The 26,509-nt window shown below is 70.6% G+C and carries 24 protein-coding genes and 1 pseudogene; 18 read left to right on the forward strand and 7 right to left on the reverse strand.

All coding sequences use genetic code 11. The features are described from left to right. Positions 1-48: 48 nt before the first annotated feature. Positions 49-1,221 carry a D-alanine--D-alanine ligase family protein gene (locus ACIRQP_RS22050; protein ID WP_403892656.1) on the forward strand — a complete coding sequence of 391 codons (1,173 nt, stop codon included), beginning with the start codon at positions 49-51 and terminating at the stop codon, positions 1,219-1,221. Positions 1,222-1,287: 66 nt separating this feature from the next. On the opposite strand, the gene ACIRQP_RS22055 is transcribed toward ACIRQP_RS22050, so the two are convergent. Continuing rightward, a complete protein-coding gene (locus tag ACIRQP_RS22055; RefSeq protein ID WP_403892658.1) occupies positions 1,288-1,788 on the reverse strand; it encodes a DUF3515 domain-containing protein in 501 nt (166 codons plus the stop codon). Between the two features lie 20 nt (positions 1,789-1,808). Beyond that, complete coding sequence (locus ACIRQP_RS22060) at positions 1,809-2,042, reverse strand: Lrp/AsnC family transcriptional regulator (protein WP_030351778.1); 234 nt, start codon at positions 2,040-2,042, stop codon at positions 1,809-1,811. A 205-nt stretch (positions 2,043-2,247) separates the two neighbouring features. Between ACIRQP_RS22060 and ACIRQP_RS22065 the strand changes: the two genes are divergently transcribed. Further along, positions 2,248-3,219: a thiamine-phosphate kinase gene (locus ACIRQP_RS22065; protein WP_382517235.1), complete on the forward strand. Its 972-nt coding sequence runs from the start codon at positions 2,248-2,250 to the stop codon at positions 3,217-3,219. A 10-nt stretch (positions 3,220-3,229) separates the two neighbouring features. Continuing rightward, positions 3,230-4,045 carry a bifunctional hydroxymethylpyrimidine kinase/phosphomethylpyrimidine kinase gene (thiD, locus tag ACIRQP_RS22070; RefSeq protein ID WP_403892661.1) on the forward strand — a complete coding sequence of 272 codons (816 nt, stop codon included), beginning with the start codon at positions 3,230-3,232 and terminating at the stop codon, positions 4,043-4,045. A 116-nt stretch (positions 4,046-4,161) separates the two neighbouring features. On the opposite strand, the gene rpmB is transcribed toward thiD, so the two are convergent. After that, positions 4,162-4,347 (reverse strand): 50S ribosomal protein L28, encoded by a 186-nt coding sequence (rpmB, locus tag ACIRQP_RS22075; protein ID WP_003957616.1) that lies wholly within the window; start codon positions 4,345-4,347, stop codon positions 4,162-4,164. A gap of 256 nt (positions 4,348-4,603) precedes the next feature. Here rpmB and ACIRQP_RS22080 point away from each other — a divergent pair, with 256 nt between their 5' ends. From ACIRQP_RS22080 to mutM, 9 genes are all read left to right on the forward strand, one after another. Beyond that, on the forward strand, positions 4,604-6,241 hold the full coding sequence (locus ACIRQP_RS22080) for a DAK2 domain-containing protein (protein WP_403892663.1): 1,638 nt from the start codon (positions 4,604-4,606) through the stop codon (positions 6,239-6,241). Positions 6,242-6,517: 276 nt separating this feature from the next. After that, on the forward strand, positions 6,518-8,749 hold the full coding sequence (gene recG, locus ACIRQP_RS22085; RefSeq protein WP_403892665.1) for an ATP-dependent DNA helicase RecG: 2,232 nt from the start codon (positions 6,518-6,520) through the stop codon (positions 8,747-8,749). Positions 8,750-8,869: 120 nt separating this feature from the next. After that, the gene (rsmD, locus tag ACIRQP_RS22090; RefSeq protein ID WP_403892667.1) at positions 8,870-9,454 is read left to right on the forward strand and encodes a 16S rRNA (guanine(966)-N(2))-methyltransferase RsmD; all 585 of its coding nucleotides are present in this window, start codon (positions 8,870-8,872) and stop codon (positions 9,452-9,454) included. Positions 9,455-9,480: 26 nt separating this feature from the next. Then, a complete protein-coding gene (coaD, locus tag ACIRQP_RS22095; protein WP_383021745.1) occupies positions 9,481-9,960 on the forward strand; it encodes a pantetheine-phosphate adenylyltransferase in 480 nt (159 codons plus the stop codon). A 98-nt stretch (positions 9,961-10,058) separates the two neighbouring features. Then, entirely contained in the window at positions 10,059-11,198 is a 1,140-nt protein-coding gene (locus tag ACIRQP_RS22100) for an ATP synthase F0 subunit B (RefSeq protein WP_403892669.1), read from the forward strand. Between the two features lie 120 nt (positions 11,199-11,318). Further along, a complete protein-coding gene (locus tag ACIRQP_RS22105; RefSeq protein ID WP_403892671.1) occupies positions 11,319-12,023 on the forward strand; it encodes a YceD family protein in 705 nt (234 codons plus the stop codon). Positions 12,024-12,025: 2 nt separating this feature from the next. Further along, positions 12,026-12,199, forward strand: coding sequence for a 50S ribosomal protein L32 (gene rpmF, locus ACIRQP_RS22110; protein ID WP_003965982.1), 174 nt, complete (start codon positions 12,026-12,028; stop codon positions 12,197-12,199). Positions 12,200-12,218: 19 nt separating this feature from the next. Next, entirely contained in the window at positions 12,219-13,088 is an 870-nt protein-coding gene (gene rnc, locus ACIRQP_RS22115; RefSeq protein WP_403892673.1) for a ribonuclease III, read from the forward strand. 95 nt (positions 13,089-13,183) lie between these two features. After that, a complete protein-coding gene (gene mutM / locus ACIRQP_RS22120; RefSeq protein ID WP_403892675.1) occupies positions 13,184-14,044 on the forward strand; it encodes a bifunctional DNA-formamidopyrimidine glycosylase/DNA-(apurinic or apyrimidinic site) lyase in 861 nt (286 codons plus the stop codon). Here the strand turns inward: mutM and ACIRQP_RS22125 are convergent. Together ACIRQP_RS22125 and ACIRQP_RS22130 are read right to left on the reverse strand one after the other, a co-directional pair. Next, on the reverse strand, positions 14,017-14,385 hold the full coding sequence (locus ACIRQP_RS22125; protein WP_403892677.1) for a winged helix-turn-helix transcriptional regulator: 369 nt from the start codon (positions 14,383-14,385) through the stop codon (positions 14,017-14,019). The two genes, mutM and ACIRQP_RS22125, sit on opposite strands and share 28 nt — an antisense overlap. Before the next feature lie 98 nt (positions 14,386-14,483). Continuing rightward, positions 14,484-15,386 carry a CAP domain-containing protein gene (locus tag ACIRQP_RS22130; RefSeq protein WP_403892679.1) on the reverse strand — a complete coding sequence of 301 codons (903 nt, stop codon included), beginning with the start codon at positions 15,384-15,386 and terminating at the stop codon, positions 14,484-14,486. Between the two features lie 134 nt (positions 15,387-15,520). On the opposite strand from ACIRQP_RS22130, the gene ACIRQP_RS22135 reads away from it, so the two are divergent. From ACIRQP_RS22135 to ACIRQP_RS22150, 4 genes are all read left to right on the forward strand, one after another. Further along, a complete protein-coding gene (locus ACIRQP_RS22135; RefSeq protein ID WP_403892681.1) occupies positions 15,521-15,802 on the forward strand; it encodes an acylphosphatase in 282 nt (93 codons plus the stop codon). Positions 15,803-16,184: 382 nt separating this feature from the next. Beyond that, a complete protein-coding gene (locus tag ACIRQP_RS22140; protein ID WP_030351764.1) occupies positions 16,185-16,403 on the forward strand; it encodes a hypothetical protein in 219 nt (72 codons plus the stop codon). Between the two features lie 199 nt (positions 16,404-16,602). Continuing rightward, entirely contained in the window at positions 16,603-20,256 is a 3,654-nt protein-coding gene (gene smc / locus ACIRQP_RS22145; RefSeq protein ID WP_403892683.1) for a chromosome segregation protein SMC, read from the forward strand. A gap of 128 nt (positions 20,257-20,384) precedes the next feature. Then, complete coding sequence (locus ACIRQP_RS22150; protein WP_403892685.1) at positions 20,385-21,803, forward strand: sugar porter family MFS transporter; 1,419 nt, start codon at positions 20,385-20,387, stop codon at positions 21,801-21,803. An 18-nt stretch (positions 21,804-21,821) separates the two neighbouring features. Here ACIRQP_RS22150 and ACIRQP_RS22155 read toward each other — a convergent pair. Then, a pseudogene (locus ACIRQP_RS22155) lies at positions 21,822-22,177 on the reverse strand (cytosine permease); the annotation flags it as partial. 109 nt (positions 22,178-22,286) lie between these two features. Between ACIRQP_RS22155 and ftsY the strand changes: the two are divergent. Then, entirely contained in the window at positions 22,287-23,489 is a 1,203-nt protein-coding gene (gene ftsY, locus ACIRQP_RS22160; protein ID WP_403892688.1) for a signal recognition particle-docking protein FtsY, read from the forward strand. 282 nt (positions 23,490-23,771) lie between these two features. Here the strand turns inward: ftsY and ACIRQP_RS22165 are convergent, their stop codons facing one another. Then, complete coding sequence (locus ACIRQP_RS22165; RefSeq protein WP_403892690.1) at positions 23,772-24,452, reverse strand: bifunctional DNA primase/polymerase; 681 nt, start codon at positions 24,450-24,452, stop codon at positions 23,772-23,774. A 427-nt stretch (positions 24,453-24,879) separates the two neighbouring features. Between ACIRQP_RS22165 and ACIRQP_RS22170 the strand changes: the two genes are divergently transcribed. Beyond that, positions 24,880-26,361 carry a hypothetical protein gene (locus tag ACIRQP_RS22170; protein WP_403892692.1) on the forward strand — a complete coding sequence of 494 codons (1,482 nt, stop codon included), beginning with the start codon at positions 24,880-24,882 and terminating at the stop codon, positions 26,359-26,361. The last annotated feature ends 148 nt before the right edge of the window (positions 26,362-26,509 follow it).

Below are 26,509 nucleotides of genomic sequence, written 5' to 3' on the forward strand. Positions count from 1 at the left end.
GCGACCAACGCTGACTCGGGCGCTACCAACAGGTACCCTCATCGCGATATGAGCAGCAAGAACTCCCCCCAGAGCCCTGAGCAGCAGCTCCGCAAGCCGCGCGTGGCCGTCGTCTTCGGCGGCCGGAGCTCCGAGCACGCCATTTCCGTGGTCACGGCCGGGGCCGTACTGCGGTCCATCGACCGGACGAAGTACGACGTCCTGCCCATCGGCATCACCACCGACGGCCGCTGGGCGCTCACCGCCGACGATCCGGAGCGGATGGCCATCGCCGACCGCGCGCTGCCGAGCGTCGACCAGATCGCCGAGTCCACCGACGGCGGCGTCGTACTCTCCGTCGACCCCGGCAACCGCGAGGTCGTCTACAGCGAGCCGGGTTCCGTACCCAAGGCGCTGGGCGAGGTCGACGTCGTCTTCCCCGTACTGCACGGCCCGTACGGAGAGGACGGCACCCTCCAGGGCCTGCTGGAACTCTCCGGTGTCCCGTACGTCGGCGCGGGCGTCCTCGCCTCCGCCGTCGGGCAGGACAAGGAGTACATGAAGCGGGTGTTCACCTCCTTCGGGCTGCCCGTCGGCCCGTATCTGGTGATCCGCCCCCGCGAATGGGAGCGGGGCCCCGAAGGAGCCAAGGGCGCCGCCGCCCGCAAGAAGATCACCGACTTCGCCGCCGAGCACGGCTGGCCGCTCTTCGTGAAGCCCGCCCGCGCCGGATCCTCCATGGGGATCACCAAGGTCGAGGACGCCTCGGGGCTCGACGAGGCGATCACCGAGGCCCAGCGCCATGACCCCAAGATCGTGGTGGAGTCGCTGCTGCGGGGCCGCGAGATCGAGTGCGGTGTGCTGGAGTTCGAGGACGGCCCCCGCGCCAGCGTGCCCGCCGAGATCCCCCCGGTCACGGCGCACGATTTCTACGACTTCGAGGCCAAGTACATCGACTCGGCCACCGGTCTGGTGCCCGCGCCCCTCACCGAGGAGCAGACGGCCGAGGTACAGCGGCTCGCCGTCGAGGCGTTCGAGGCCGCCTCCTGCGAGGGCCTGGTCCGCGCCGACTTCTTCCTCACCGAGGACGGCGAGTTCGTCATCAACGAGATCAATACGCTGCCGGGCTTCACACCGATCTCGATGTTCCCGCGGATGTGGCAGGAGAGCGGAGTCGGTTACCCGGAGCTGATCGACCGGCTGATCCAGGCGGCGCTGCGCCGACCGACCGGGCTGCGCTGACACCCGTACCGGGCCCTCATCGGAAGGCCGTGCCGGGCGCGTCCGGTCACAACCGGGCGCGCCCGGTCACAGACTGGCCGGGATCGTCTTCTTGACCGACGCGGCCAGCTCGGCGAGCGGGGTGGAGTCATGGGTGAACCGCTCGTCCATGGTGACCTCGACATACGTCCTGCGGTACGTGGTGGTGAAGCGGGGCCCCGAGTCCCGTTCCTCCAGCATCCAGTTGACGCCGTTCGCCTCCACCGCGTCCGACTGTGGATCGCTCATCCCCTCGGGCCGGGGGACACCGCAGCGCAGTACGATCGCGGCGTCCCCCCACCCGGCGGTCAGTTCGGAAGACGGCTCGGGATCGGCCCGGCCGAGGTCGGAGAGGGTCTTCGGCAGCTCCTTGTGGAGAGCCCGGCACAGGGCGGCCTCCTCCGCGAGCGGACTGGGAACCGCGACCGACACCGACGCGTCGGTGGAGGAACAGCCCGCCACCGCCGCCAGCAGAACGACGGCGGACAGGCGGACGAGCGGACGGCCGGATAGCCTGCGGCGGTACGGCGGGCGACAGGAAATGGTCACCGGCCAAGGGTAGACGGGGGCTACAAGTGCACGACCGGGCAGGTCAGGGTGCGGGTGATGCCTTCCACTTGCTGGATTTTCGCGACCACCATGCGACCCAGCTCATCGACGGTGTCCGCCTGAGCGCGCACGATCACGTCATAGGGACCGGTGACGTCCTCGGCCTGGATAACTCCCGGAATCTTGGCGATGGTCTCGGCGACGGTCGTCGCCTTGCCCACCTCGGTCTGGATAAGGATGTACGCCTGTACCACGGAACCTCCAGGGCGGCCACGAGGATCATGTGGGGGAAAGAGACGCCACGGTATCGCGTCGCCGAGTGCAGCGGGGAGACCCGGGTCCCGGGTGGCGCCCGCAGGGTGGCGTACGGAAGACGAAGTTGACGCGACTCATGACGGTACCGACAGCAGTGAAGGACCGCGACCGCGCATGCGGCCCGGTGATGAGAGGGGAGACTCGGTGAAGGGAACCGTGGGCGAGTTGGGGGAGTTCGGTCTCATCAGAGAACTCACCTCCCGGCTCACCACCACCCCGGCGGTCCGGCTCGGGCCGGGCGACGACGCCGCGGTCGTGGCCGCGCCCGACCGCAGGGTCGTGGCGAGTACGGACCTGTTGCTGGAGGGGCGGCACTTCCGCCGTGACTGGTCGACGGCGTACGACGTCGGCCGGAAGGCGGCCGCGCAGAACCTCGCCGATATCGCGGCGATGGGCGCGGTTCCCACCGCGCTGCTCCTCGGCCTGGTCGTGCCGGCCGAACTCCCGGTCACCTGGCCCACCGAGCTGATGGACGGCATCCGCGACGAGTGCCAGGTCGCGGGTGCGGCCGTGGTCGGCGGTGATGTCGTACGCGGCGACACGATCACCATCGCCATCACGGCGCTCGGTGATCTCCGTAACCACGAGCCGGTCACCCGGTCCGGTGCCCGGCCGGGCGATGTCATCGCCTACACCGGCTGGTTGGGCTGGTCGGCGGCCGGGCACGCGGTGCTCTCGCGCGGCTTCCGCTCGCCCCGCGCCTTCGTCGAGGCGCACCGCAGACCGGAGCCGCCGTACCACGCGGGCCCCGCGGCGGCCGGGCTCGGCGCCACCGCCATGACCGACGTCAGTGACGGACTCGTCGCGGACATCGGCCATATCGCCGAGGCCAGCAAGGTCCGTATCGATCTGCGCTCGGGTCTGATCGACATCCCCTCGCAGATGAACGACATCGGCCAGGCCGTCGGGATCGACCCGCTCCAGTGGGTGCTGACGGGCGGCGAGGACCACGCGATCGTCGCCACGTTCCCGCCGGACGTGAAGCTGCCGGCCCGCTGGAAGGTGATCGGTGAGGTGCTCAACCCGTCCGCGCTGCCGCAGGTGACGGTCGACGGGGCGCCCTGGACCAGCAAGGGCGGCTGGGACCACTTCGGAGACATCGAGGACGCCCGGTAGATTCGGCACCATGCCGATATCCGAGCGTGTTACGCCACCGTCCGTGCCACCGCGCGTGCTGACCGTCGCCGGATCGGACTCCGGTGGCGGTGCCGGCATCCAGGCGGATCTGAAGACCATGCTGGCGTTCGGTGTGCACGGAATGAGCGTGCTCACGGCGGTGACGGCACAGAACTCCCTGGGCGTACACGGCGCCTGGGAGCTGCCGGTGGAGGCGGTACGGGCCCAGTACCGCGCCGTCGTCGACGACATCGGCGTCCAGGCCGTGAAGACCGGCATGCTCTCCTCCGCCGAACTGGTCGCGGCCGTCGCGCAACTGCTCACCGGGACCCGCGCCCCCGTGGTCGTCGACCCGGTCGGGGTCTCCAAACACGGTGATCCGCTGCTGGCGGCCTCGGCGCTGGACGGCGTACGGACGAAGCTGCTGCCGGCCGCGACCGTCGCCACCCCCAATCTGGACGAGGTGTTGCAGCTCACCGGTGTACGGGTGGAGGACGAGACGGGGCTGCGGCGCGCGGCCGGCGCCGTACTCGAATTCGGGCCCCGCTGGGCGCTGATCAAGGGCGGGCATCTGCCCGGGGACGCGGTGGATCTGCTGACCAACGGCGCCGAGGAACACTGGCTACGGGCGCCGCGCCACGACAACCGGCATACGCACGGGACGGGCTGCACCTACGCGTCGGCGATCGCCTCGGGCCTGGCCCGCGGGCAGAGCGTCGTGGAGGCCGTCCGGGCGGCCAAGGAGTATGTGACGGGAGCGATCGCGCACGGCTTTCCGCTGGGCGCGGGGATCGGCCCGGTGGATCACGGGTTCCGCTTCCGCTGACGGCGCCGCTTCGGCGGTACCGCTCCGGCGGCACGCCTCAGCACGGCAAAAAGCCGGTCCACCGAGGTGGACCGGCTTCTCAAGGCAACCGCAGGGGCTGCGCCACGACGCAGGCGTCAGCGCGAGACCTTGCCGGCCTTGATGCACGATGTGCAGACGTTGAGCCGCTTCGGCGTCCGACCGACCACGGCACGCACGCGCTGGATGTTCGGGTTCCAGCGACGGGACGTACGGCGGTGCGAGTGCGAAATGTTGTTGCCGAAGCCCGGCCCCTTGCCGCAGACGTCGCAGTTGGCAGCCACGGGTCACTCCAAAGACTTCAGATGCTCGTACAGAGAAATCCGGCGTGCCGGGAATCATTGACTGATGTGGCGTTGCCGGGGGATTGGCCCGACTCTCATCGGGCAACCGCAGCAGCATACAACGCCTGCCTCGGTACAAGAAAACTACCATGACGCCCAGCGGCTCCGTTCCGCCAGGTTGGCCCGCTGTTCGCCTCCCGTCCCCGGGCTACCCTGCGTGCAGCCCGCATCCAGGCCGCTCAAGGAGGACCCCCAGGTGCCGCAGACCCTCGACGCAGCAGCGGTACGGAGCTGGTGCTCGCTGGCGCTGGAGGCCCTCGGCCGGGAGCGCGAGGAGATCGACGCGATCAATGTCTATCCGGTCGCGGACGGTGACACGGGCACCAATCTCTATCTGACCGTGGAGTCCGCGGCGCAGGCGGTCGAGGCCGTCTTCGCCGCCCATGAGACCGGCTCTTCCGTGCCCGCGCCGGCCGATGCCGTACGGGCCATGGCGCACGGTGCGCTGATCGGTGCCCGGGGGAATTCCGGGACGATCCTGGCGCAGCTGCTGCGCGGGATGGCGGAGGTTCTGGCGGACACGGAGCCGGCGGATCCCGAGGGGAGGGGCGCCGAGCGGCTCGCGCCGGCGCTGCGGCGGGCCGCCGGGCTGGCCCGGGAGGCCGTCGCCCACCCCGTCGAGGGCACGATCCTCAGCGTGGCCTCCGCCGCGGCCGAGGCGGCGGAACGGAGCGGGCCGACGGACGTGGGCGCGACCGTACGCGCGGCGTACGCGGGCGCACGCGCCGCGCTCGCCGCCACCCCCGACCAGCTGCCCGTCCTCGGACGCGCGGGTGTCGTGGACGCCGGCGGGCGCGGGCTGCTCGCCGTCCTGGGCGCGCTGGTGCGGTCCCTCACGGGCGAGACTCCGGCCGCCTTCCCGATGGGCCACCGCCGGTACGAGGACCCGGCCGCGGTCGAGTCCGCGATCGAGTCCTGCGCGCCCGAGGGCGGCCCCGCCTTCGAGGTGATCTATCTGCTGGAGGCGGACGACCGCGCCGTGGCCCGGCTCCGGGCCCGGCTCGACCGGCTGGGGGACTCCCTGGTCGTCGTCGGCGGCGACGGGCTGTGGAACGTACACGTCCATGTCGACGACGCGGGCGCCGCCGTGGAGGCCGGGGTCGAGGCGGGACGTCCGTACCGCATCCGCATCACCCACTTCGGCGCCGCCGTCGAGGAACTGCCCGAGCGCGTCCAGCGGGCCGTCGTCGCGGTGGTCCCGGGCGAGGGGCTCGCGGGGCTGTGCGCCGAGGCCGGCGCGACGACCGTCCTCGCGCGCCCCGGGGAGCCGCCCGCCAGCGGTGAGCTCGTCGAGGCGATCCGGCGGGCCCACGCGCGCGAGGTGGTGCTCCTGCCGAACGACGCCACGCTGCGGCACACCGCCGCCGCGGCCGTCGAACAGGCCCGCACCGAGGGCGTACGGGTCGCCCTCATCCCGACCCGGGCCGCCGTCCAGGGCATCGCCGCGCTCGCCGTCCACCTGCCCGACCGCCGCTTCGACGAGGACGTGGTCGCCATGACCACCGCGGCCGGCGCCACCCGCTACGCCGAACTGGCCGTCGCCGAACGGCAGTCCTGGACCATGGCGGGAATCTGCCAGGCCGGGGACGTCCTCGGGCTGATCGACGGCGACGTGGCGGTGATCGGCGCCGATCTCGCCGCCACCGCCGAGTCGGTGCTCTCCCGGATGCTGGCGGCCGGCGGCGAACTGGTGACGCTGGTGCTCGGCGACGAGGTGCCGGAGGCGCTGGCCGACCGCCTGGAGATCTACGTACGGGAGGGCCATCTGGCCGTCGACACCGTGGTCTACCGGGGCGGCAGGCAGTCCGTTCCGCTGCTCATCGGCGTGGAGTAGCGGTGTACGAGGCCCGGCCGCAGCACGGCCAGGGCCTACGGGAGTACACCAGCGTCTCACTGTTGGTGTCAGTGGCGTGGTGCGCAGTGACTCCTCCCCCTCCCACGAGAGGGGCTTCTCACTCGGCCGCTTCCGGCCGCGTGACGGCCAAGCCCTGACCGGCACCTCTCGGTGCGACACAGAGTGTAGCGCGTGGGTCGCACTCTGTGTTGTCGAGGTGGCAGGATCGCATTCCCCTACCAGTTGCGGTCGATGGCCCCCTGCGAAGATGAGGTGATGGAACGCGTGTCCGCGCTGGATGAATCCCTCAAGAAGACGCTCGGCCCCGCCACCGCGAAGGTGATGGCCGAACACCTCGACCTGCACACGGTCGGCGATCTGCTGCACCACTACCCGAGGCGGTACGAGGAGCGCGGCCAGCTCACCAAGCTGGCCGAGCTGCCGCTCGACGAGGACGTCACGGTGGTCGCACAGGTCGCCGACTCCCGGATCCTGACGTTCAACCACGGCCGGGGCCAGCGTCTGGAGATCACCCTCACCGACGGCAGCGGCCGGCTCCAACTGGTCTTCTTCGGCAGGGGGATCCACAAGCCGCACAAGGAGCTGCCGCCGGGCAGCCGCGGGATGTTCGCGGGCAAGGTGTCCGTCTTCAACCGCAAGCTCCAGCTCGCGCACCCCACCTATGTGCCGCTGGGCAGGGCCGCCGACGACGACGGGTCCACGGAGGACACCGCGGAGGCCGTGGACGCCTTCGCGGGCAAGCTGATCCCGATCTATCCGGCCTGCAAGGGGCTGGAGTCCTGGAAGATCACCAAAGCGGTCGACGCGGTGCTGCCCAGAGCCGCGGAGGCCGTCGACCCGCTGCCGCCCGCGCTGCGCGAGGGGCGGGGATTCTCCTCGCTGCCCGAGGCGCTGCTGAAGGTCCACCGGCCCGAGAGCCGGGCGGACATCGAGTCCGCCAGGCAGCGGCTGAAGTGGGACGAGGCGTTCGTCCTCCAGGTCGCGCTGGCCCGGCGGCGGTACGCGGACGCGCAGCTCCCCGCCGTGGCCCGCAGACCCGTGCCGGACGGACTGCTGGACGCCTTCGACGCCGACCTGCCCTTCACGCTCACCGACGGCCAGCGGAAGGTCACCGGCGAGATCTTCGCGGACCTCGCCACCGAACACCCCATGCACCGGCTGCTCCAGGGCGAGGTCGGCTCGGGCAAGACGCTGGTCGCGCTCCGGGCGATGCTCGCGGTCGTCGACGCGGGCGGACAGGCCGCCATGCTGGCGCCCACGGAGGTGCTCGCCCAGCAGCACCACCGTTCGATCACGGACATGATGGGCGAGCTGGCGCAGGGAGGGATGCTCGGCGGCGCCGAGCACGGCACCAAGGTCGTGCTGCTCACCGGCTCCATGGGCATGGCCGCGCGGCGTCAGGCGCTGCTCGATCTGGTCACCGGCGAGGCCGGGATCGTGATCGGTACGCACGCGCTGATCGAGGACAAGGTGCGGTTCCACGACCTCGGCCTGGTCGTGGTGGACGAACAGCACCGCTTCGGCGTGGAGCAGCGGGACGCGCTCCGTTCCAAGGGCAAGCAGCCCCCGCATCTGCTGGTCATGACGGCCACGCCCATTCCCCGTACGGTCGCGATGACCGTCTTCGGGGATCTGGAGACCTCCGTCCTGGACCAGCTCCCGGCGGGCCGCTCGCCGATCGCCAGCCATGTGGTCCCGGCCCAGGACAAGCCGCACTTCCTCGCCCGCGCCTGGGAACGGGTGCGGGAGGAGGTCGGGAAGGGACATCAGGCGTATGTCGTCTGCCCCCGGATCGGTGACGACGAGGAGGACGACAAGGCGGGCCAGAAGTCCAAGCAGTCCAAGCCGTCCAAGGAGGACGAGGCCGAGAAGCGGCCCCCGCTCGCGGTCGTGGAGGTCGCCGGGCAGCTCACGAAGGGACCGCTCCAGGGGCTGCGCGTCGAGATCCTGCACGGCCGGATGCAGCCGGACGACAAGGACGCCGTGATGCGCCGCTTCGCCGCGGGCGAGGTGGACGTGCTCGTCGCGACCACGGTCATCGAGGTCGGTGTGAACGTCCCCAACGCCACCGCCATGGTGATCATGGACGCGGACCGGTTCGGCGTCTCCCAACTGCACCAGCTGCGCGGACGTGTCGGCCGCGGCTCGGCCCCCGGCCTCTGCCTGCTGGTCACGGACATGCCCGAGGCGAGCCCGGCCAGAGCCCGGCTCGGCGCGGTCGCCGCCACGCTCGACGGCTTCGAGCTGTCCCGTATCGACCTCGAACAGCGACGTGAGGGCGATGTCCTCGGCCAGGCCCAGTCCGGGGTGCGCTCCTCGCTCCGGATGCTCGCGGTCATCGAGGACGAGGAGATCATCGCCGCCGCCCGCGAGGAGGCGGCCGTGGTGGTCGCCGAGGACCCGGAGCTGACGGGCTCCCCGGAGCTGCGTACGGCGCTGGACGCCCTGCTGGACACCGAACGCGAGCAGTACCTCGACAAGGGCTGACGCCTCCTCGGGCACCGGCCGGGCCCGCTCGGGACGTACGCCATATCGTGGGGTCAGAGCCACTCTCCGAGCCCCGCGCGAACCCGTACCCGACCGAACCGAACCGAGGACCCGACTCCCATGACCCGCGTGATCGCCGGTGTCGCCGGCGGACGCCGTCTCGCCGTACCGCCAGGCACCGGCACCCGCCCCACCTCCGACCGGGCGCGTGAGGGCCTCTTCTCCAGCTGGGAGTCGCTCCTCGGCACCCTCGACGGCATCCGGATCGCGGATCTGTACGCGGGCTCCGGTGCCGTGGGCCTGGAGGCGCTCTCCCGGGGCGCCGCACACGCGCTGCTCGTCGAGGCCGACAGCCGCGCCGCCCGTACCGTCCGCGCGAACGTCACGGCGCTCGGACTTCCCGGCGCGGAGGTCCGTACCGGCAAAGCGGAGCAGATCATCACGGGACCGGCCCCCGACACCCCCTACGACCTGGTCTTCCTCGATCCGCCGTACGCCGTCACCGACGACGATCTTCGCGAGATACTGCTCACACTCCGCACAAAGGGGTGGCTCAGCGGCGATGCCGTCGCCACCGTGGAACGCAGCACCAGGGGTGGGGAATTCGACTGGCCGGAGGGTTTCGAGCCTTTGCGGTCCCGTCGCTACGGCGAGGGAACGCTTTGGTACGGTCGCGCCGCCTCTACGAGTGAAGACGCACCATGACCGGACCGGAGAGCGAGGGAATCAAGTTGCGCCGCGCCGTCTGTCCGGGGTCCTTCGACCCCATCACCAATGGACATCTCGACATCATCGCCCGCGCCTCCAAGCTGTACGACGTCGTTCATGTCGCGGTGATGATCAATCAGTCCAAGAAAGGGCTGTTCACGATCGAGGAGCGGATCGATCTGATCCGCGAGGTCACCGCCGAATTCGGCAATGTGGAGGTCGAGGCCTTCCACGGACTGCTCGTCGACTTCTGCAAGCAGCGCGACATCCCGGCCATCGTCAAGGGCCTGCGCGCCGTCAGCGACTTCGACTACGAACTGCAGATGGCTCAGATGAACAACGGGCTCTCCGGGGTCGAGACCCTGTTCGTCCCCACCAACCCCACCTACAGCTTCCTCTCCTCCTCCCTGGTCAAAGAGGTCGCGACCTGGGGCGGAGACGTCTCCCACCTGCTGCCCGCGGCCGTCCACTCGGCCCTGATGACACGCCTCGGCGAGCGCTGAGGAACTGACGGCCCGTCATCCGGTGTCGGACGGGCTCGAACTGGCCGTACAGTCGTTGCGTCCGTCTCCAAACCAGCTGAGAGAGTGGCGAGCACACGGTGGACGTGCAGAAAAAGCTCGACGAGATCGTCGACACGGTGGGCAGCGCCCGCTCCATGCCCATGTCGGCGTCCTGCGTGGTGAACCGCGCCGAGCTGCTCGCGATGCTGGAAGAGGTACGGGAAGCGCTCCCGGGCTCGCTGGCCCAGGCCCAGGAGCTCATCGGCGGCCGGGAGCAGCTCGCCGAGCAGGCCCGCCAGGAGGCCGAGCGCATCATCGAGGCGGCGCACGCCCAGCGCTCCGGGCTGATCTCCGACACCGCGGTCGCCCGGCAGTCCCAGGAGGAGGCCGACCGTATCCTCGCGGAGGCACGCAGGGACGCCGAGGAGATCCGCGCCGAGGCCGACGACTACGTCGACTCCAAGCTCGCCAACTTCGAGGTCGTCCTCACCAAGACGATCGGCTCCGTCGACCGCGGTCGCGAGAAGCTGCTCGGCCGCGCCACCGGCGGTGACGACGATGACGCCCCGGAGTACAGCGACGACCCCGGCACCCTGATCCGGCGGGCCGACGCGTACATCGACGCCAAGTTCGGCGCCTTCGAGGCCGTCCTGTCCAAGACCCTCGAAGCGGTCGGCCGCGGCAGGCAGAAGCTCCACGGCCGCACCGACTCGGACGACCTCGGCGCGCACATGGCCGCCCAGGACGCGGCGGGCCCGCAGGGGCGCACCAGCGACGCGGACTATCTGGCTGACCTCGCGGGGAGCCCCCGGGAAGGCGTCCAGGAGCCCGTGGCGGCGCAGCAGCCCCCGATGCCGGTCCAGCAGCCCTACGCCGAGCCCGCGTACCCGCAGACGCCGCCCCAGGCCCCGCCGCAGCCCCAGTACGCCGAGGCCGGCTACCAGGACCCCGCGTACGCCCCGCAGGCCGGCTACGGCGGCTACCAGCAGCAGGACGTGTACGGCTACCAGCAGGACCCGTACGCGTACCAGCAGCAGGGATACGGCCAGGACCAGAACCAGGTCCAGGCGCAGGGATACGACCCGAACTACGGCTGGCAGCAGCAGCCCGAGGTCCAGCCCCAGCAGCACGCGCTGCCCCCGGCCCACGAGCCGCAGAGCGCCCTCGACGAGACCAGCCTCTTCGACACCAGCATGATCGACATCGAGCAGCTGCGCCGGTACGAGCAAGGACGCTGACACCGCGCGGCCGGGACGCCGGGGCCGCGCGCCCGGTCCGGTTTCCCCGAGGGACCGGATTGGGCCTACGGCGGCCTGTCCAGTACCCTGGCTCTTCGGCCGCGTGTATGTCCGCGACCCATGCCGCCCGCTCGCTTCCGCGACGGTGGCGGCCCCCCTCACGATCCGAAAGCGGGAAAAGCCCTGAACGCGCGCCTCGACCACCGCAACCCCCTCGTGTTCGACACACACGAGCTGGGGCGGCGTCCTGGTGCGCTTCAGAAGCTGGCCCGCTCGGTGCCCGCCCCCAAGGACTTCGGTATCGCGGGGGTGATCGGGACGCCCGAGGGCGCGCCCGTGGAGCTGGCCCTCCGCCTCGAATCCGTCATGGAGGGGGTGCTCGTCACGGGCACCGCCCGTGCGGCGGCCGAGGGGGAGTGCGTAAGGTGTCTGGAGTCGCTCGGCCAGGAAGTGGCGGCGGACTTCCAGGAGATGTTCTCGTACCACGACGCCGATGACCGGGGCCGCACCCGTGCGGAGCCGGCCGCTGACGCCGAGTACAGCGAGGACGACAGACTCTTCATCGAAGATGGCCTGTTCGACCTCGAACCGGTGCTGCGCGATGCGGTGGTGCTCGCACTGCCGATGCAGCCGGTGTGCCGGGAGACCTGTGCCGGTCTGTGTTCCACATGTGGGATCAGGCTGGACGAGAACCCGGACCACCACCACGACGCCGTCGACATCCGTTGGGCGGCACTGCAGGGACTCGCCGAGACCGTCAAGGACGGCGAGAAGGACAACATGGGCGGCGCCGAAGCGGGCGTCGACGAGAAGCAGGAGAAGTAGCCGTGGCTGTTCCGAAGCGGAAGATGTCGCGCAGCAACACGCGCCACCGCCGGTCGCAGTGGAAGGCTGCGGTCCCCACCCTGGTTTCGTGCGAGCGTTGCCAGGAGCCGAAGCTGCAGCACATCGCGTGCCCGAGCTGCGGCACCTACAACAAGCGCCAGGTCCTCGAGGTCTGAGCGGCTGGTGAGAGGCTCAATGTCTGAACTGTCCCATGCCAAGAAGCAGACAGACAATGTCAGCACAGCCTCGTCCCACACGCTTCTGGAAGGGCGGCTCGGGTATCAGCTCGAGACCGCCCTTCTGGTACGTGCGCTGACCCACCGTTCGTACGCGTACGAGAACGGCGGTCTGCCCACCAACGAGCGGCTCGAATTCCTCGGGGATTCGGTGCTCGGTCTGGTGGTCACGGACACGCTGTACCGCACCCACCCCGATCTGCCTGAAGGCCAGCTGGCCAAATTGCGGGCCGCGGTGGTCAACTCGCGTGCGCTTGCGGAAGTGGGCCGCGGCCTGGAACTCGGCTCCTTCATCCGGCTCGGCCGGGGCGAAGAGGGCACGGGCGGCCGGGACAAGGCGTCCATTCTCGCCGACACCCTTGAAGCGGTGATCGGCGCTGTCTATCTCGACAAGGGCCTCGACGCGGCGTCCGAGCTGGTGCACCGGCTCTTCGACCCGCTGATCGAGAAGTCCTCGAATCTCGGGGCTGGCCTGGACTGGAAGACCAGTCTCCAGGAGCTGACCGCGGCGGAGAGTCTCGGTGTACCCGAGTATCTCGTCACGGAAACGGGCCCGGACCACGAGAAGACCTTCACTGCTGCCGCCCGCGTCGGTGGTGTCTCGTACGGCACCGGCACCGGCCGCAGCAAGAAGGAAGCGGAGCAGCAGGCGGCGGAGTCCGCCTGGCGGTCCATCCGGACCGCGGCGGACGAACGGGAGGCGGCGGGGAAGACCGACGCCGACGGCGGCGTTGACGTGAACGACAGCGTCGATGCCACGGCTGAAGAGGCCGCCGACACCTCTTCGGCCCCGTCGGAGCCGACTCCCGCGGACGCCGCCAACGCCTGAGCGTTCGTGCTCTCTCCTTCCGGGTGCGCCCCTCGCGTCGTCCTACGGCGTGAGGGGCGCACCCGTTCCGGCCCTTTCACCCCCAGGAGCGTCCCGTGCCCGAGCTGCCCGAGGTCGAAGTCGTCCGGCGTGGACTCGAACGCTGGGTCAGCGGCCGGACCATCGCCGAGACCGAGGTGCTGCATCCGCGCGCGGTACGGCGGCACACCGCCGGCGGCGACGACTTCGCGGCCCAGCTCAAGGGGCACACCATCGGTACGGCACGGCGGCGCGGCAAGTACCTCTGGCTGCCCCTCGCCGACACGGACGCCTCGATCCTCGGTCATCTCGGGATGAGCGGCCAGCTGCTGGTCCAGCCCGAGAGCGCGCCCGACGAGAAGCATCTGCGCATCCGGATCCGCTTCGCCGACACCCTCGCGACCGAGCTGCGCTTCGTCGACCAGCGAACCTTCGGCGGGCTCTCCCTCCACGAGAACACCCCCGACGGACTGCCCGACGTCATGGCGCACATCGCCAGGGACCCGCTGGACCCGGCCTTCGACGACGCCGCTTTCCTCACCGCGCTGAAGCTGCGCCGTACGACGGTCAAGCGCGCCCTGCTGGACCAGTCGCTGATCAGCGGCGTCGGCAATATCTACGCGGACGAGGCGCTCTGGCGCAGCCGTCTCCACTACGAACGCCCCACGGCCACGCTGCCCCGGCCGCGCGCCGTGGAGCTGCTCGGTCATGTACGGGACGTGATGAACGCGGCCCTCGATGTCGGCGGCACCAGCTTCGACAGCCTGTATGTCAATGTGAACGGCGAATCGGGGTACTTCGACCGGTCGCTGGACGCGTACGGACGTGAGGACGAGCCGTGCCGGCGCTGCGGGACACCGATACGCCGACGGCCCTGGATGAACCGGTCCAGCTACTTCTGCCCGCGCTGTCAGCGGGCTCCGCGCGTCGCGTCGTAACACTCGCGCGCCGAGATCACCTCGGGCATCCGCCCCTCCACCAGCAGGATCAGCCCGAGCAGGCGCTCGGCGACCTCCCGGCCCAGCGGCGTCAGCTCGTAATCCACCCACGGCGGATTGACCGGCCGCGCCTCGCGCAGCACCAGACCGTCGCGCTCCAGCGCGTGCAGGGTCTGGGAGAGCATTTTCTCGCTCACGCCGTCGACGCGCCGCCGCAGTTCGTTGAAGCGGAGGCGGCTCTCGTACAGGGCGCCGAGCGTCAGGCCGCCCCAGCGGCCCGTCACATGTTCCAGCGTGGTGCGCGAGGGGCACTGCCGGGAGAAGACATCGAAGGCGTCCATAGCGGGTGACCTTACAACGGCAGGTGCTGCCCGACAGATGGCGCTTTCGTCTGGTAAGTGAATGTTCCGGTGAGTGGGACTTTCCGGGGCGGCCGGGCTCAGAAGCCGAAGTCCTGCGTCCACCACGGACCGCCGGAACCGGTGTGGACACCGACACCCAGCCGGGTGTAATCGCAGTTCAATATGTTCGCGCGATGGCCCTCGCTGTTCATCCACGAGTCCATCACGGCCTGGGCGGTGGCCTGCCCCCTGGCTATGTTCTCGCCGCCCAGATCCTTGACGCCCGCCCTGTCGGCACGGTCCCAGGGCGTCTTGCCCTCCGGGTCCGTGTGGTCGAAGAACCCGCGCTCGGCCATGTCGTCGCTGAAGTCCTGCGCCAGCCTGCCGAGCGAGGCATCGGCCCGCAGCGGGCTGCACCCCACCTTCGCGCGCTCCTTGTTGACCAGGGAGAGCACGGCCGCCTCGGAGGAACTGGAATTGGAACCGGGAGCCGCGGGCGCGGGGCGCGCGGTGGTCTGCGTCGGCGCCGGCGCCTCGCTGGAGCGGGTCGGTATCTCGGTTCTCGGCTTCGGCGGGGCCGCGGCGGGCTTCGTCTTCTTCTCCGGCCGCGCGGCCGTCGACCCGGTCGATTCCTTCGAAGGAGTGACGGACGGCTTCCGCGGAGTGGGCGAGGCGGGCGACGCCGGCTGAGTCCGCTCGGCGGTACGGCTCGGCGAGGTCGAGGTCTCGGGCGTCGGCTCGGCGGACGAGCCGCCCTGCTGCTGAAGCTCCGGAGCGCTCTCGGTACGTATCTGTCCGCCGTTGGCGCTGTCACCGACCGTGAAGTGGTCGCCGCCGCCGGGCAGCAGGCCCGAGGCGACGGCTACGGCGCCGACCGCCATGGCTGCGGAGGCGCCCAGCAGACCGGTACGTACAGGGGTGGCGATCCGCCTCTTCCGGCGCGCACCGTCCACGTGGTCCTCGACGGGCGGGGCGGCGGCTGAGCGGCGGTGGCGTCCCATGTGCCTTCCTCATGCTCTCGACGGCAACGTGTCCAAGTCTCACCCGTACGAGTGAGACTATTGCGACGGGACTGTACGGCATGGTCCGTGGGGGCGCCGGGTGCGAGAAGCAATTGGCCGGTTAGCTTGCGTGCATGCAGGAAGACGTTCGACTTACGGCCTGGGTGCGCGGCAGAGTACAGGGAGTGGGCTTCCGCTGGTTCACCAGGGCAAACGCTCTGGAGATCGGTGGCCTCACCGGATTCGCCCTCAATCTGGACGACGGCAGGGTGCAGATCGTCGCCGAGGGCCCACGTGAGAATTGCCACCGTCTGCTGGAATGGCTGCGCTCCGCCGACACACCCGGGCGTGTGGACGGAGTCACGGAGATCTGGGCCACTCCGCGCGGTGGCTACGAGACCTTCGCGATCCGCTGAGATCTCGCCGTCCGGGGCGGTGCGTGGGAGCCCCGGGAATACCTATGGCACATGCGTGGATCGGCGGTGACCTGGTGGTTGCCAAGAACGGCCAGTCGTGCCAGGCTGCCCGCACAAGGATGATCTCCACGCCCCGGGGACCCCGTGGAAGAGCCGGTGCCGCACCTCTCGCGGGCGCCCGCCGCCGGGCCGCCCGCCGGTACGGGCTGTGATCGTGTTGACCGTCAAACTTTTTGGTGAGACGCTGGAATCCCCGCGCACCTTAGCTGTTTGGCAGTAAGAACCGCAGTGATGAACAAGCACTGCCAAGCACCGCGGGTGCGATTTCCCTCACGACCCACACCGCATCCGGTCGGTCACTCAGTGTGGAGGACCATTCATCATGGCAAAGGCGCTTCTCGGTTATGTCGGCGGCTCCGACCCGCGACTCCTCGCCGAGATGCGACGGCTCCAGCAGCGCGTCCAGGACCTCGAATCCGAACTCGTACGGATCCAGTCCGAGAACGACGTGCTGAACGCCGCCGTCGCACAGCACCCCGGAGAGTCGCTGCTCAATGGCATCGACATTGATGTACCCCAGGCGGAGCCCGCGCTCACCTGACAACAGCCCCCCTCGGGGTCGGGTGAGAAACACTCTCGCAAGATATGCAAGGGACGCTTCGGCGTCCCTTCTTTCTTTCCATCTTCCGCTGTACGAAGCATTGTTGGCGCTGCCACGCCATTCTTAACGTCTGATGTGCCCTGCGCGTTCGGCGGTGAAACCGGCGAGGGACGATCGGAGCCGGGTAGAGTCCGGCGGCGTGCATCTCAAGGCCATGACCCTGCGCGGGTTCAAATCCTTCGCCTCCGCCACGACGCTGCGCTTCGAGCCGGGGATCACCTGTGTCGTGGGCCCGAACGGCTCGGGTAAGTCCAATGTCGTGGACGCGCTCTCCTGGGTCATGGGGGAGCAGGGGGCGAAGTCGCTGCGCGGCGGCAAGATGGAAGACGTGATCTTCGCCGGGACGACCGGGCGCCCGCCGCTCGGCCGCGCCGAGGTCTCGCTGACCATCGACAACTCCGACGGTGCGCTGCCCATCGACTACGCGGAAGTCACCATTACGCGGATCATGTTCCGCAACGGCGGCAGCGAATACCAGCTCAACGGCGATACCTGCCGCCTTCTCGATATCCAGGAACTGCTGTCCGACAGCGGTATCGGCCGCGAGATGCATGTCATCGTCGGCCAGGGCCAGCTCGACTCCGTACTGCACGCCGACCCGATGGGACGCCGGGCGTTCATCGAGGAGGCCGCCGGAGTACTCAAACACCGCAAGCGCAAGGAGAAGGCGCTGCGGAAGCTGGACTCTATGCAGGCGAACCTGGCGCGCGTCCAGGACCTCACCGACGAGCTGCGCCGCCAGCTCAAACCCCTCGGACGGCAGGCGGCGGTCGCCCGGCGGGCCGCCGTCATACAGGCCGATCTGCGCGACGCGCGGCTGCGGCTGCTCGCCGACGATCTGGTCAGGCTGCGCGACGCGCTGCGTACGGAGATCGCGGACGAGGCCGAACTGAAGCGGCGCAAGGAGGACGCCGAGACCCGGCTCAAGGCCGCGCTGACCCGGGAAGCCGAGCTGGAGGACGAGGTACGCCGGCTGGCGCCGCGCCTCCAGCGGGCCCAGCAGACCTGGTACGAGCTGTCCCAGCTCGCCGAGCGGGTACGGGGTACGGTCTCGCTGGGCGACGCGCGGGTGAAGAGCGCGACCGCGGCCCCCACGGACGAGCGGCGCGGCCGCGACCCAGAGGACATGGAGCGCGAGGCCGCCCGGATCCGGGAGCAGGAGGCGGAGCTGGAGGCCGCACTGGAGGCGGCCGAGCACGCCCGCGAGGACACCGTCGCGCACCGCGCCGAGCTGGAACGGCAGCTGGCCGCCGAGGAACGCCGGCTCAAGGACGCCGCACGGGCGATCGCCGACCGCCGCGAGGGCCTGGCCCGGCTGCACGGCCAGGTGAACGCCGCTCGCGGACGGGCGGCGTCGGCCCAGTCGGAGATCGGCCGCCTCGCCGCGTCCCGTGACGAGGCGCGCGAGCGCGCGGTCGCCGCCCAGGAGGAGTACGAACAGCTCAAGGCAGAGGTGGACGGCCTGGACGCCGAGGACCATGAACTGGGCGAACAGTACGACAGCGCCCGCGGCGCCCTGTCCGGGGCGGAGGCCGCGCTGACGGCGGCGCGCGAGGCCGCCACCACGGCGGAACGCGAACGCGCGGCCCTCGCGGCCCGCCACGAGGCGCTCGCCCTGGGCCTGCGCCGCAAGGACGGCACCGGCGCGCTGCTCGCCGCCCGTGACAGCCTCACCGGTCTGCTCGGTCCGGCCGCCGAACTGCTCACCGTCACCCCCGGATACGAGATCCCGGTGGCCGCGGCCCTCGGCGCCGCCGCGGACGCGATCGCCGTCGCCGATCCGACGGCGGCGGCCGAGGCCATCCGGCTGCTGCGCAAACAGGACGCGGGCCGCGCGGCCCTGCTGCTGGCCGGCCCTCCCGGTGAGGAAGAGCCCGGCCCGTCGCCCCGCTCCGGAACGGCCCCCGGCGTGCCCGGTCAGGCGGCGGCGGAGGGGCGCGGTACGGACGCCACCGCCGACCGTTCCGTACGTACCGCGACCGCCGTGGGCGCCGCGCCGCACGTCATCGACCTGGTCGGCGGGCCCGCCGAGCTGCTGGGCGCCGTACGGCGGCTCGTACGGGACACGGTGGTCGTCGGGACACTGGAGGACGCCGAGGACCTGGTCGCCGCGCGGCCCGCGCTCACCGCCGTGACCGCCGAGGGCGATGTGCTCGGGGCGCACTTCGCGCACGGCGGCTCGGCGGGCGCGCCGAGCCTGCTGGAGGTACAGGCCTCCGTCGACGAGGCCGCCGCCGACCTGGCGGAGCTGGCCGTACGGTGCGAGGAACTGGCCGGGGCACAGGACCGGGCCACCGAGGGGCGCGCCGAGTGCGCCGCGCTGGTGGAGGAGCTGGGGGAGCGGCGCCGGGCCGCCGACCGGGAGAAGTCCGCCGTGTCCGGACAGCTGGGACGGCTCTCCGGGCAGGCCCGCGCGGCCGCCGGCGAGGCCGAGCGCACGACGGCGGCCGCCGCCAAGGCCCAGGAGGCGCTGGAGCGCGCCACCGCCGAGGCGGAGGAACTCGCGGAACGGCTGCTGGTCGCGGAGGAGGCCCCGGTCCAGGAGGAGCCGGACACCTCCGTACGGGACCGGCTCGCCGCCGACGGCGCCAACGCCCGGCAGACCGAGATGGAGGCCCGGCTCCAGGTCCGCACCCACGAGGAGCGGGTGAAGGGGCTCGCGGGCCGGGCCGACGCGCTCGACCGGGGGGCGCGTGCCGAGCGCGAGGCGCGGGCGCGCGCGGAACAGCGGCGCGCGCGGCTGCGCCATGAGGCGCACGTGGCCGGGGCCGTGGCGGTCGGTGCCCGGCAGCTGCTGGCGCATGTGGAGGTGTCGGTCGTACGGGCCGAGGCCGAGCGCGTCGACGCAGAGGCGGCCAGGGCCGAGCGCGAACGGGAGCTGGCCGCCGAGCGCAACCAGGGCCGCGACCTCAAGGCCGACCTCGACAAGCTCACCGACTCCGTGCACCGGGGCGAGGTGCTCGGCGCCGAGAAGCGGATGCGGATCGAGCAACTGGAGGCCAAGGCCCTGGAGGAGTTGGGGGTGGAGCCGGCCGGGCTGATCGCCGAGTACGGCCCCGATCAGCTCGTACCGCCGTCCCCGCCCGCGGAGGGCGAACAGCTGCCCGAGGACCCGGCGGATCCGCGCAACCAGCCCAGGCCGTATGCGCGAGCCGAGCAGGAGAAGCGACTCAAGGCGGCCGAACGGGCGCATCAGCAGCTCGGAAAGGTGAATCCGCTCGCCCTGGAGGAGTTCGCGGCACTGGAGGAGCGCCACAAGTTCCTCTCCGAGCAGCTCGAAGACCTGAAGAAGACCCGGGCGGATCTGCTGCTCGTGGTGAAGGAGGTCGACGAACGCGTCGAGCAGGTCTTCACCGAGGCGTACCGGGACACGGCGGAACAGTTCGAGGGGGTCTTCTCGCGGCTCTTCCCGGGCGGCGAGGGACGGCTCATCCTCACCGACCCCGAGAACATGCTCACCACCGGGGTGGACGTGGAGGCCAGGCCGCCGGGCAAGAAGGTCAAGCGGCTCTCGCTGCTCTCCGGCGGCGAACGGTCCCTGACGGCGGTGGCGTTGCTGGTGTCGATCTTCAAGGCGCGGCCGAGCCCGTTCTATGTGATGGACGAGGTCGAGGCGGCGCTCGACGACACCAACCTCCAGCGGCTGATCCGCATCATGCAGGAGCTCCAGGAGAGCTCCCAGCTGATCGTGATCACGCACCAGAAGCGGACGATGGAGGTCGCGGACGCGCTGTACGGGGTCTCCATGCAGGGCGACGGGGTCTCCAAGGTCATCAGCCAGCGGCTGCGCTGACCCCGTAAAACCTCCGGATCCGCGCCGGGCACGCGTACGAGTGGTGGCCCGGGGCAGGTTGTGACCCACTGGAAGGGCTCGCCCACCCCACGCCCGGCAACGGCAGCCGGGCGGCGCCAGGAGTGCTCGTGACCGAAACAGCGCAGATACCGCCGTCCGGAGGCCGCGCGGCCCCACCGGAACACCTCGGCCATGTCGTCTTCATCACGGCCGCGGCCGCGATGGGCGGCTTCCTCTTCGGCTACGACAGTTCGGTGATCAACGGCGCCGTCGAAGCCATCAGGAGCAGATACGACATCGGCTCGGCGGTCCTCGCGCAGGTCATCGCGGTCGCCTTGATCGGTTGTGCGATCGGTGCCGCCACGGCGGGCCGGATCGCCGACCGGATCGGCCGCATCCGCTGTATGCGGATCTCCGCGGCCCTCTTCACCGTCAGCGCCGTCGGCTCCGCGCTGCCGTTCGACATCTACGACCTGGCGGTCTGGCGGATCATCGGCGGCTTCGCCATCGGGATGGCGTCGGTGATCGGCCCCGCGTACATCGCCGAGGTCTCCCCGGCCGCTTACCGGGGCCGGCTCGGCTCCTTCCAGCAGGCCGCGATCGTGGGCGGTATCGCCAGCTCCCAGTTGGTGAACTTCGGCATCCTCCAGTTCGCCGACGGCGACCAGCGCGGCACGCTGCTGGGCCTGGAGGCATGGCAGTGGATGCTCGGAGTGATGATCGTCCCGGCCCTCCTGTACGGCCTGCTCTCCCTCACGATCCCCGAGTCGCCGCGTTATCTGGTGTCCGTGGGCAGGGTGGACCGCGCCAAGAGGGTGCTCGCCGAGGTCGAGAGCGAGGACGTCGATCTGGACGCCCGGGTCGCCGAGATCGACCACGCCATGCGCCGCGAGCACACGTCGTCCTTCAAGGATCTGAAGGGCAGCCGCTTTTCCTTCCTGCCCATCGTGTGGGTCGGTATCGGGCTGTCGCTGTTCCAGCAGTTGGTCGGCATCAATGTGGCCTTCTACTACTCGGCGACGCTCTGGCAGTCGGTCGGCATCAACCCGTCCAGCTCGTTCCTCTACTCGTTCACCACATCGATCGTGAACATCATCGGCACCGTGATCGCGATGGTCCTGGTGGACAAGGCCGGCCGGAAGCCCCTCGCGCTCGTCGGCTCGGCGGGCATGGCCATCGCGCTCGCCTTCGAGGCATGGGCGTTCTCCGCGCCCCTGGTGAACGGCAAACTGCCGGACACGGAGGCGACGGTCGCCCTGGTCGCGGCCCATGTGTTCGTGCTCTTCTTCGCGCTGTCCTGGGGCGTCGTCGTCTGGGTCTTTCTCGGCGAGATGTTCCCGAACAAGATCCGCGCCGCCGCGCTCGGTGTGGCGGCCTCGGCGCAGTGGATCGCCAACTGGGCCATCACCGCGAGCTTCCCGAGCCTCGCCGACTGGAACCTCTCGGGCACGTACGTCATCTACACCTGCTTCGCCATGCTCTCGATCCCGTTCGTGCTGCTGTTCGTGAAGGAGACAAAGGGCAGGACGCTCGAAGAGATGGGCTAGGTCCTGTCCGGCCTGGGGCCAGGTGCCGCAGACCGGCGGCGCCCCGATGCCGGGACCCGAGACCAGGAAGGTGCGGGCCACGAAGAGCAGCAGCGTGATCACGATCAGCGGAGTGTCGCGCTTGACGCCGAAGAGCAAGTCGAGAACCGTCAGCCCACGATGTCGTGCGACACGATGCCGTACGACACGATGGGCGCCGCGACGGCGATGGTCAGCACCTGCCGGAAGTTCGGACCGTTGAAGACGATCAGACCCGCTCCCACCGCGAGCAGCAGCACGCTGATGTTCGCAGCCACCCAGGTGGGGAAAAGAGGCTCCGTACAGAGGTCCGTACAGAGGTGGGGACTCCAGAGGGGGAGTCCGGGCGAACCCAGAACCTCCGGCATCGTACGTTCAACGCAAAAGGTCCACATCGTAACGAAGATCCTCGTGTGATCCTCTGAAGCCAGGGCCGTTCCGGCCGTGGCTGATACTGGGAGCGTTATGGAAATCGTCATCCTTGTTGTAGTCATCGCCCTGGTCGCGGTCGGCCTGATCAGCGGGCTCGTGGTCGGCAGCCGCAAGAAGAAGAAGCTGCCGCCCGAGGCGCCGTCGAGCACGCCGACCATCACAGCTCCCCCTGCCGAGCCCCATGTCGGCGACGAGGCGGAGGCGCCGCACGACGAACCGCGCCGCACGATCGAGGAGGTGGGCCTCCCGGGCGCCACCGAGACGCCGGTCGTCGTCGAGACCGCGGCGCCCGCGCCCGCGATCGAGATCCCCGAGCCCTCCGCGGGCCGGCTGATCAGGCTGCGCGCCCGGCTCGCCCGCTCGCAGAACTCCCTCGGCAAGGGACTGCTCACGCTGCTCTCGCGCGAGCACCTCGACGAGGAGACCTGGGAGGAGATCGAGGAGACCCTCCTCATCGCGGATGTCGGGGTCGCACCGACCCAGGAACTGGTCGAGCGGCTGCGCGAACGGGTGCGGGTGCTCGGCACGCGGACGCCGGAGGAACTGCGCGCGCTGCTCAAGGAGGAGCTCGTCCACCTCCTCGGCACGGACTTCGACCGCGCGGTGAAGACCGAGAGCGGCCTGGACACGCCGGCCGTCGTGATGGTCGTCGGCGTCAACGGCACCGGCAAGACGACGACCACCGGCAAGCTGGCACGCGTACTGATCGCGGACGGCCGCTCGGTCGTGCTGGGCGCGGCGGACACGTTCCGCGCCGCAGCCGCCGATCAGCTCCAGACGTGGGGCGAGCGGGTCGGCGCCCGTACGGTACGCGGCCCCGAGGGCGGCGACCCGGCGTCGATCGCCTTCGACGCGGTCAAGGAGGGCATCGCGGAGGGCGCGGACGTCGTGCTCATCGACACGGCGGGCCGGCTGCACACCAAGACCGGGCTGATGGACGAGCTGGGCAAGGTCAAGCGGGTCGTGGAGAAGCACGGTCCGCTGGACGAGGTACTGCTGGTCCTGGACGCCACGACGGGCCAGAACGGGCTGGTGCAGGCGCGGGTGTTCGCGGAGGTCGTGGACATCACGGGGATCGTCCTCACGAAGCTGGACGGCACGGCCAAGGGGGGCATCGTGATCGCGGTCCAGCGGGAGCTGGGCGTGCCGGTGAAGCTGGTGGGTCTGGGCGAGGGGGCGGACGACTTGGCGCCGTTCGAACCCGAAGCCTTCGTCAGCGCGCTTATTGGGGACTAGGACCTGTCTTCAAAAGTAGCGCCGTCCGCCCGAAGGGCGGGCCTGGCGGCCTCCGCCGTGCGATCGCACGGCGGAGGGTCTCCCCAGTACTGGACGTACTGGGGAGATCCCGACAACGCGGCGAGCGTGCGTGCCGGACGCCGCCAGGCAGGCGGGACTTTGAAGACAGGTCCTGGAGGGTTCGTTTCGGCGCGGGCCGGTTGTCGTGTGCGGTTCCGCGCGGGTGCCGGGGGCCGGAGGCCCCGGCCCCCGGCACCCGCCCCACGAAAACGCCACCCCGCCTCACGCGAGGCGGTGGCAGATGTACGCCAGCGTGCCCAGCAGTAACCTGGCCGGTGGGGGCGTCGCCGCCGTGTCCAGGGACGGCGGTCGCAGCCACCGCACCGGCCCCAGGCCCGCCACCTCCGACGGCGGCGCCATCACATACGCTCCCGGCCCCAGGCCGTGCAGGTCCAGGTCCGCGTCGTCCCAGCCCATCCGGTACAGCAGCTCCGGCAGCTCCGTCGCCGCGCCCGGCGCCACGAAGAAGTGGGCACGTCCCGCCGGTGTCGCCATGACCGGGCCCAGCGGGAGCCCCATCCGTTCGAGCCGTACGAGGGCCCGGCTCCCCGCCGGTTCCGCCACGTCGATGATGTCGAAGCAGCGGCCCACCGGCAGCAGCACCGCCGCGCCCTGCACCTCCGACCACGCCTTGGTGACGTCGTCGAGGGTGGCGCCCGCCGACACCTCGGGGCTGAACGCCAGGGGATGGGCGCCCGGTGACGTGCAGTCGGGCTCGCCGCAGGAGCACTGCCCGCCCGGGGCCCGCGCCGCGGGAACCGCGCCGGGAAGGCCGGGAGCGCCGGGAACCACGTCCCAGCCCCACAGGCCCGTGTACTCCGCCACCGCGGTGCACTCAGTGGTGCGGCCGCGGCGGCGCGAGCCGGACCGCATCTCCCGGATGCCGCCGATCGTGAAGCCCATGCCCCCTCCAACGGGTCGAACTCGCCGGTGGTTACGTCTCGCAGTCTGCCCGTGACACTCCGTCGTCATCGGGGCGGTTGAGGCGGCGCGAAGTGGCATTGGGGGTAGCGGAGCCGGATTCGCGCGCCCCGGCGTGCAGCGCTTCGGCCCACTCTGATCGACGTGCGTCAAGTCAATCGCGCCCGGCCGTGGGCGAGTTCATTCGAAGGGGTGGCGAATGGTGGCGATTGTGGAATCACCCTCGCTGGGGCAGTGATCGTAGGATTACTTTCAGTACACGAAACCGGGTAGGACACTCCCGTGGGTATGCCAAGGGCAACTCGGTTTCGTGTTCGAAGGGGTGCAACCGGCGGACAGGCACCCCGTGCTCACGGCATTCTGATACCGGTTCGCGCGACAAATGGCTTCAGCGGATGGGGGCGTTCCAGTGGGTGGCAGCGGCGCAGGCGGTACCAATACCGGCAAGCGCCCGAATGGGCAGCTCGGCTCGTGGTTCCTGCGCAGTGGCTGGTCGAAGGGCGAACTGGCGCGTCAGGTCAACCGCAGGGCACGCCAGATGGGCGCGCATCACATCAGCACGGACACCTCGCGCGTGCGCCGCTGGCTCGATGGCGAGCAGCCGCGCGAGCCGATCCCGCGCATCCTCGCCGAGCTGTTCTCCGAGCGTTTCGGCGCCGTGGTGGCCGTCGAGGAGCTCGGGCTGCGCTCCGCGCATCAGTCGCCCTCGGTGTCCGGGGTCGATCTGCCCTGGGCGGGTCCGCAGACCGTCGCGCTGATCAGCGAGTTCTCCCGAAGCGATCTGATGCTGGCGCGGCGCGGCTTCCTCGGTACCTCACTGGCGCTGGCAGCGGGGCCCGCGCTGGTGGAGCCCATGCAGCGCTGGCTGGTGCCCACCTCGGCGGGTGGCCAGGAGCAGCCCGACGACCAGCCCGTCGCCACCCCCTCCCACGCCGGCCGGCTCTCCGGGCCCGAGCTGGATCTGCTGGAGTCGACCACCGCGATGTTCCGGCTCTGGGACGCGCAGTGCGGCGGCGGACTCCGGCGCAAGGCGGTCGTGGGCCAGCTCCACGAGGTCACCGACCTGCTCCAGGAGCCGCAGCCCGAGGCCACCTCGCGGCGGCTCTTCCGGTGCGCGGCCGAACTGGCCGAGCTGGCGGGCTGGATGAGTTACGACGTCGGCCTCCAGCCCAACGCCCAGAAGTACTTCGTCCTCGCGCTGCACGCCGCGAAGGAGGCCGGGGACAAGCCGCTCGGCTCGTACATCCTCTCGTCCATGAGCCGCCAGATGATCCATCTCGGCCGGCCCGACGACGCGCTGGAGCTGATCCATCTCGCGCAGTACGGCAGCCGCGACTGCGCCACCCCCCGGACCCAGGCCATGCTGTATGCGATGGAGGCGCGCGCGTACGCCAATATGGGCCAGCCGAGCAAGACGAAGCGGGCCGTCAGGATGGCCGAGGACACCTTCTCCGACGCCGGGGTCGACGGCGAGGTGGAGCCCGACTGGATCCGCTTCTTCTCCGAGGCCGAACTCAACGGCGAGAACGCCCACTCGTACCGCGATCTCGCCTATGTCGCCGGCCGCAGCCCCACCTACGCCTCCCTCGCCGAACCCGTCATGCGGCGCTCCGTCCACCTGTTCGCCGATGACGCCGACCACCAGCGGTCGTATGCGCTGAATCTGATCGGCCTGGCCACCGTCCATCTCCTCAAGAGGGAGCCCGAGGAGTCCACGGCCCTCGCGGAGAAGGCCCTCAAGGTGGCGGAGAGCGTGCGTTCCGAGCGGGTCAACACCCGGCTCCGCAAGACGCTCGACACCGCCGCCAGGGAGTTCGGTGATGTCGCCGGCGTCGTCGATCTCACCGAGCGGCTCACCGCCCAACTGCCCGAGTCCGCGGAGGCCGTCTGAGCGTCGGACGCGGCCACCCCGGCCGCCGGCCGGAACCGCCACCGCCCCGCCGAAAGCTCCGGCCGCGGCAGTCACCCCGTACAGCCCGACACGGCTCCCCCGCCGCCAGGACACAGGGTGACCGCCGCGGCCGGTTTCCGATGTCGGC

The sequence above is a fragment of the Streptomyces sp. NPDC102274 genome (assembly GCF_044766385.1).
Taxonomy (GTDB): Bacteria; Actinomycetota; Actinomycetes; order Streptomycetales; family Streptomycetaceae; genus Streptomyces.

Excerpts from the sequence above, each read along its gene's own strand:
- ACIRQP_RS22050 (WP_403892656.1), top strand. The coding sequence starts at position 49 with ATGAGCAGCAAGAACTCCCCCCAGAGCCCTGAGCAGCAGCTCCGCAAG.
- thiD (WP_403892661.1), top strand. The coding sequence starts at position 3,230 with ATGCCGATATCCGAGCGTGTTACGCCACCGTCCGTGCCACCGCGCGTG.
- recG (WP_403892665.1), top strand. The coding sequence starts at position 6,518 with ATGGAACGCGTGTCCGCGCTGGATGAATCCCTCAAGAAGACGCTCGGC.
- rsmD (WP_403892667.1), top strand. The coding sequence starts at position 8,870 with ATGACCCGCGTGATCGCCGGTGTCGCCGGCGGACGCCGTCTCGCCGTA.
- ACIRQP_RS22105 (WP_403892671.1), top strand. The coding sequence starts at position 11,319 with ATGCCGCCCGCTCGCTTCCGCGACGGTGGCGGCCCCCCTCACGATCCG.
- rnc (WP_403892673.1), top strand. The coding sequence starts at position 12,219 with ATGTCTGAACTGTCCCATGCCAAGAAGCAGACAGACAATGTCAGCACA.
- ACIRQP_RS22125 (WP_403892677.1), bottom strand. The coding sequence starts at position 14,385 with ATGGACGCCTTCGATGTCTTCTCCCGGCAGTGCCCCTCGCGCACCACG.
- ACIRQP_RS22130 (WP_403892679.1), bottom strand. The coding sequence starts at position 15,386 with ATGGGACGCCACCGCCGCTCAGCCGCCGCCCCGCCCGTCGAGGACCAC.
- ACIRQP_RS22135 (WP_403892681.1), top strand. The coding sequence starts at position 15,521 with ATGCAGGAAGACGTTCGACTTACGGCCTGGGTGCGCGGCAGAGTACAG.
- ACIRQP_RS22140 (WP_030351764.1), top strand. The coding sequence starts at position 16,185 with ATGGCAAAGGCGCTTCTCGGTTATGTCGGCGGCTCCGACCCGCGACTC.
- ftsY (WP_403892688.1), top strand. The coding sequence starts at position 22,287 with ATGGAAATCGTCATCCTTGTTGTAGTCATCGCCCTGGTCGCGGTCGGC.
- ACIRQP_RS22165 (WP_403892690.1), bottom strand. The coding sequence starts at position 24,452 with ATGGGCTTCACGATCGGCGGCATCCGGGAGATGCGGTCCGGCTCGCGC.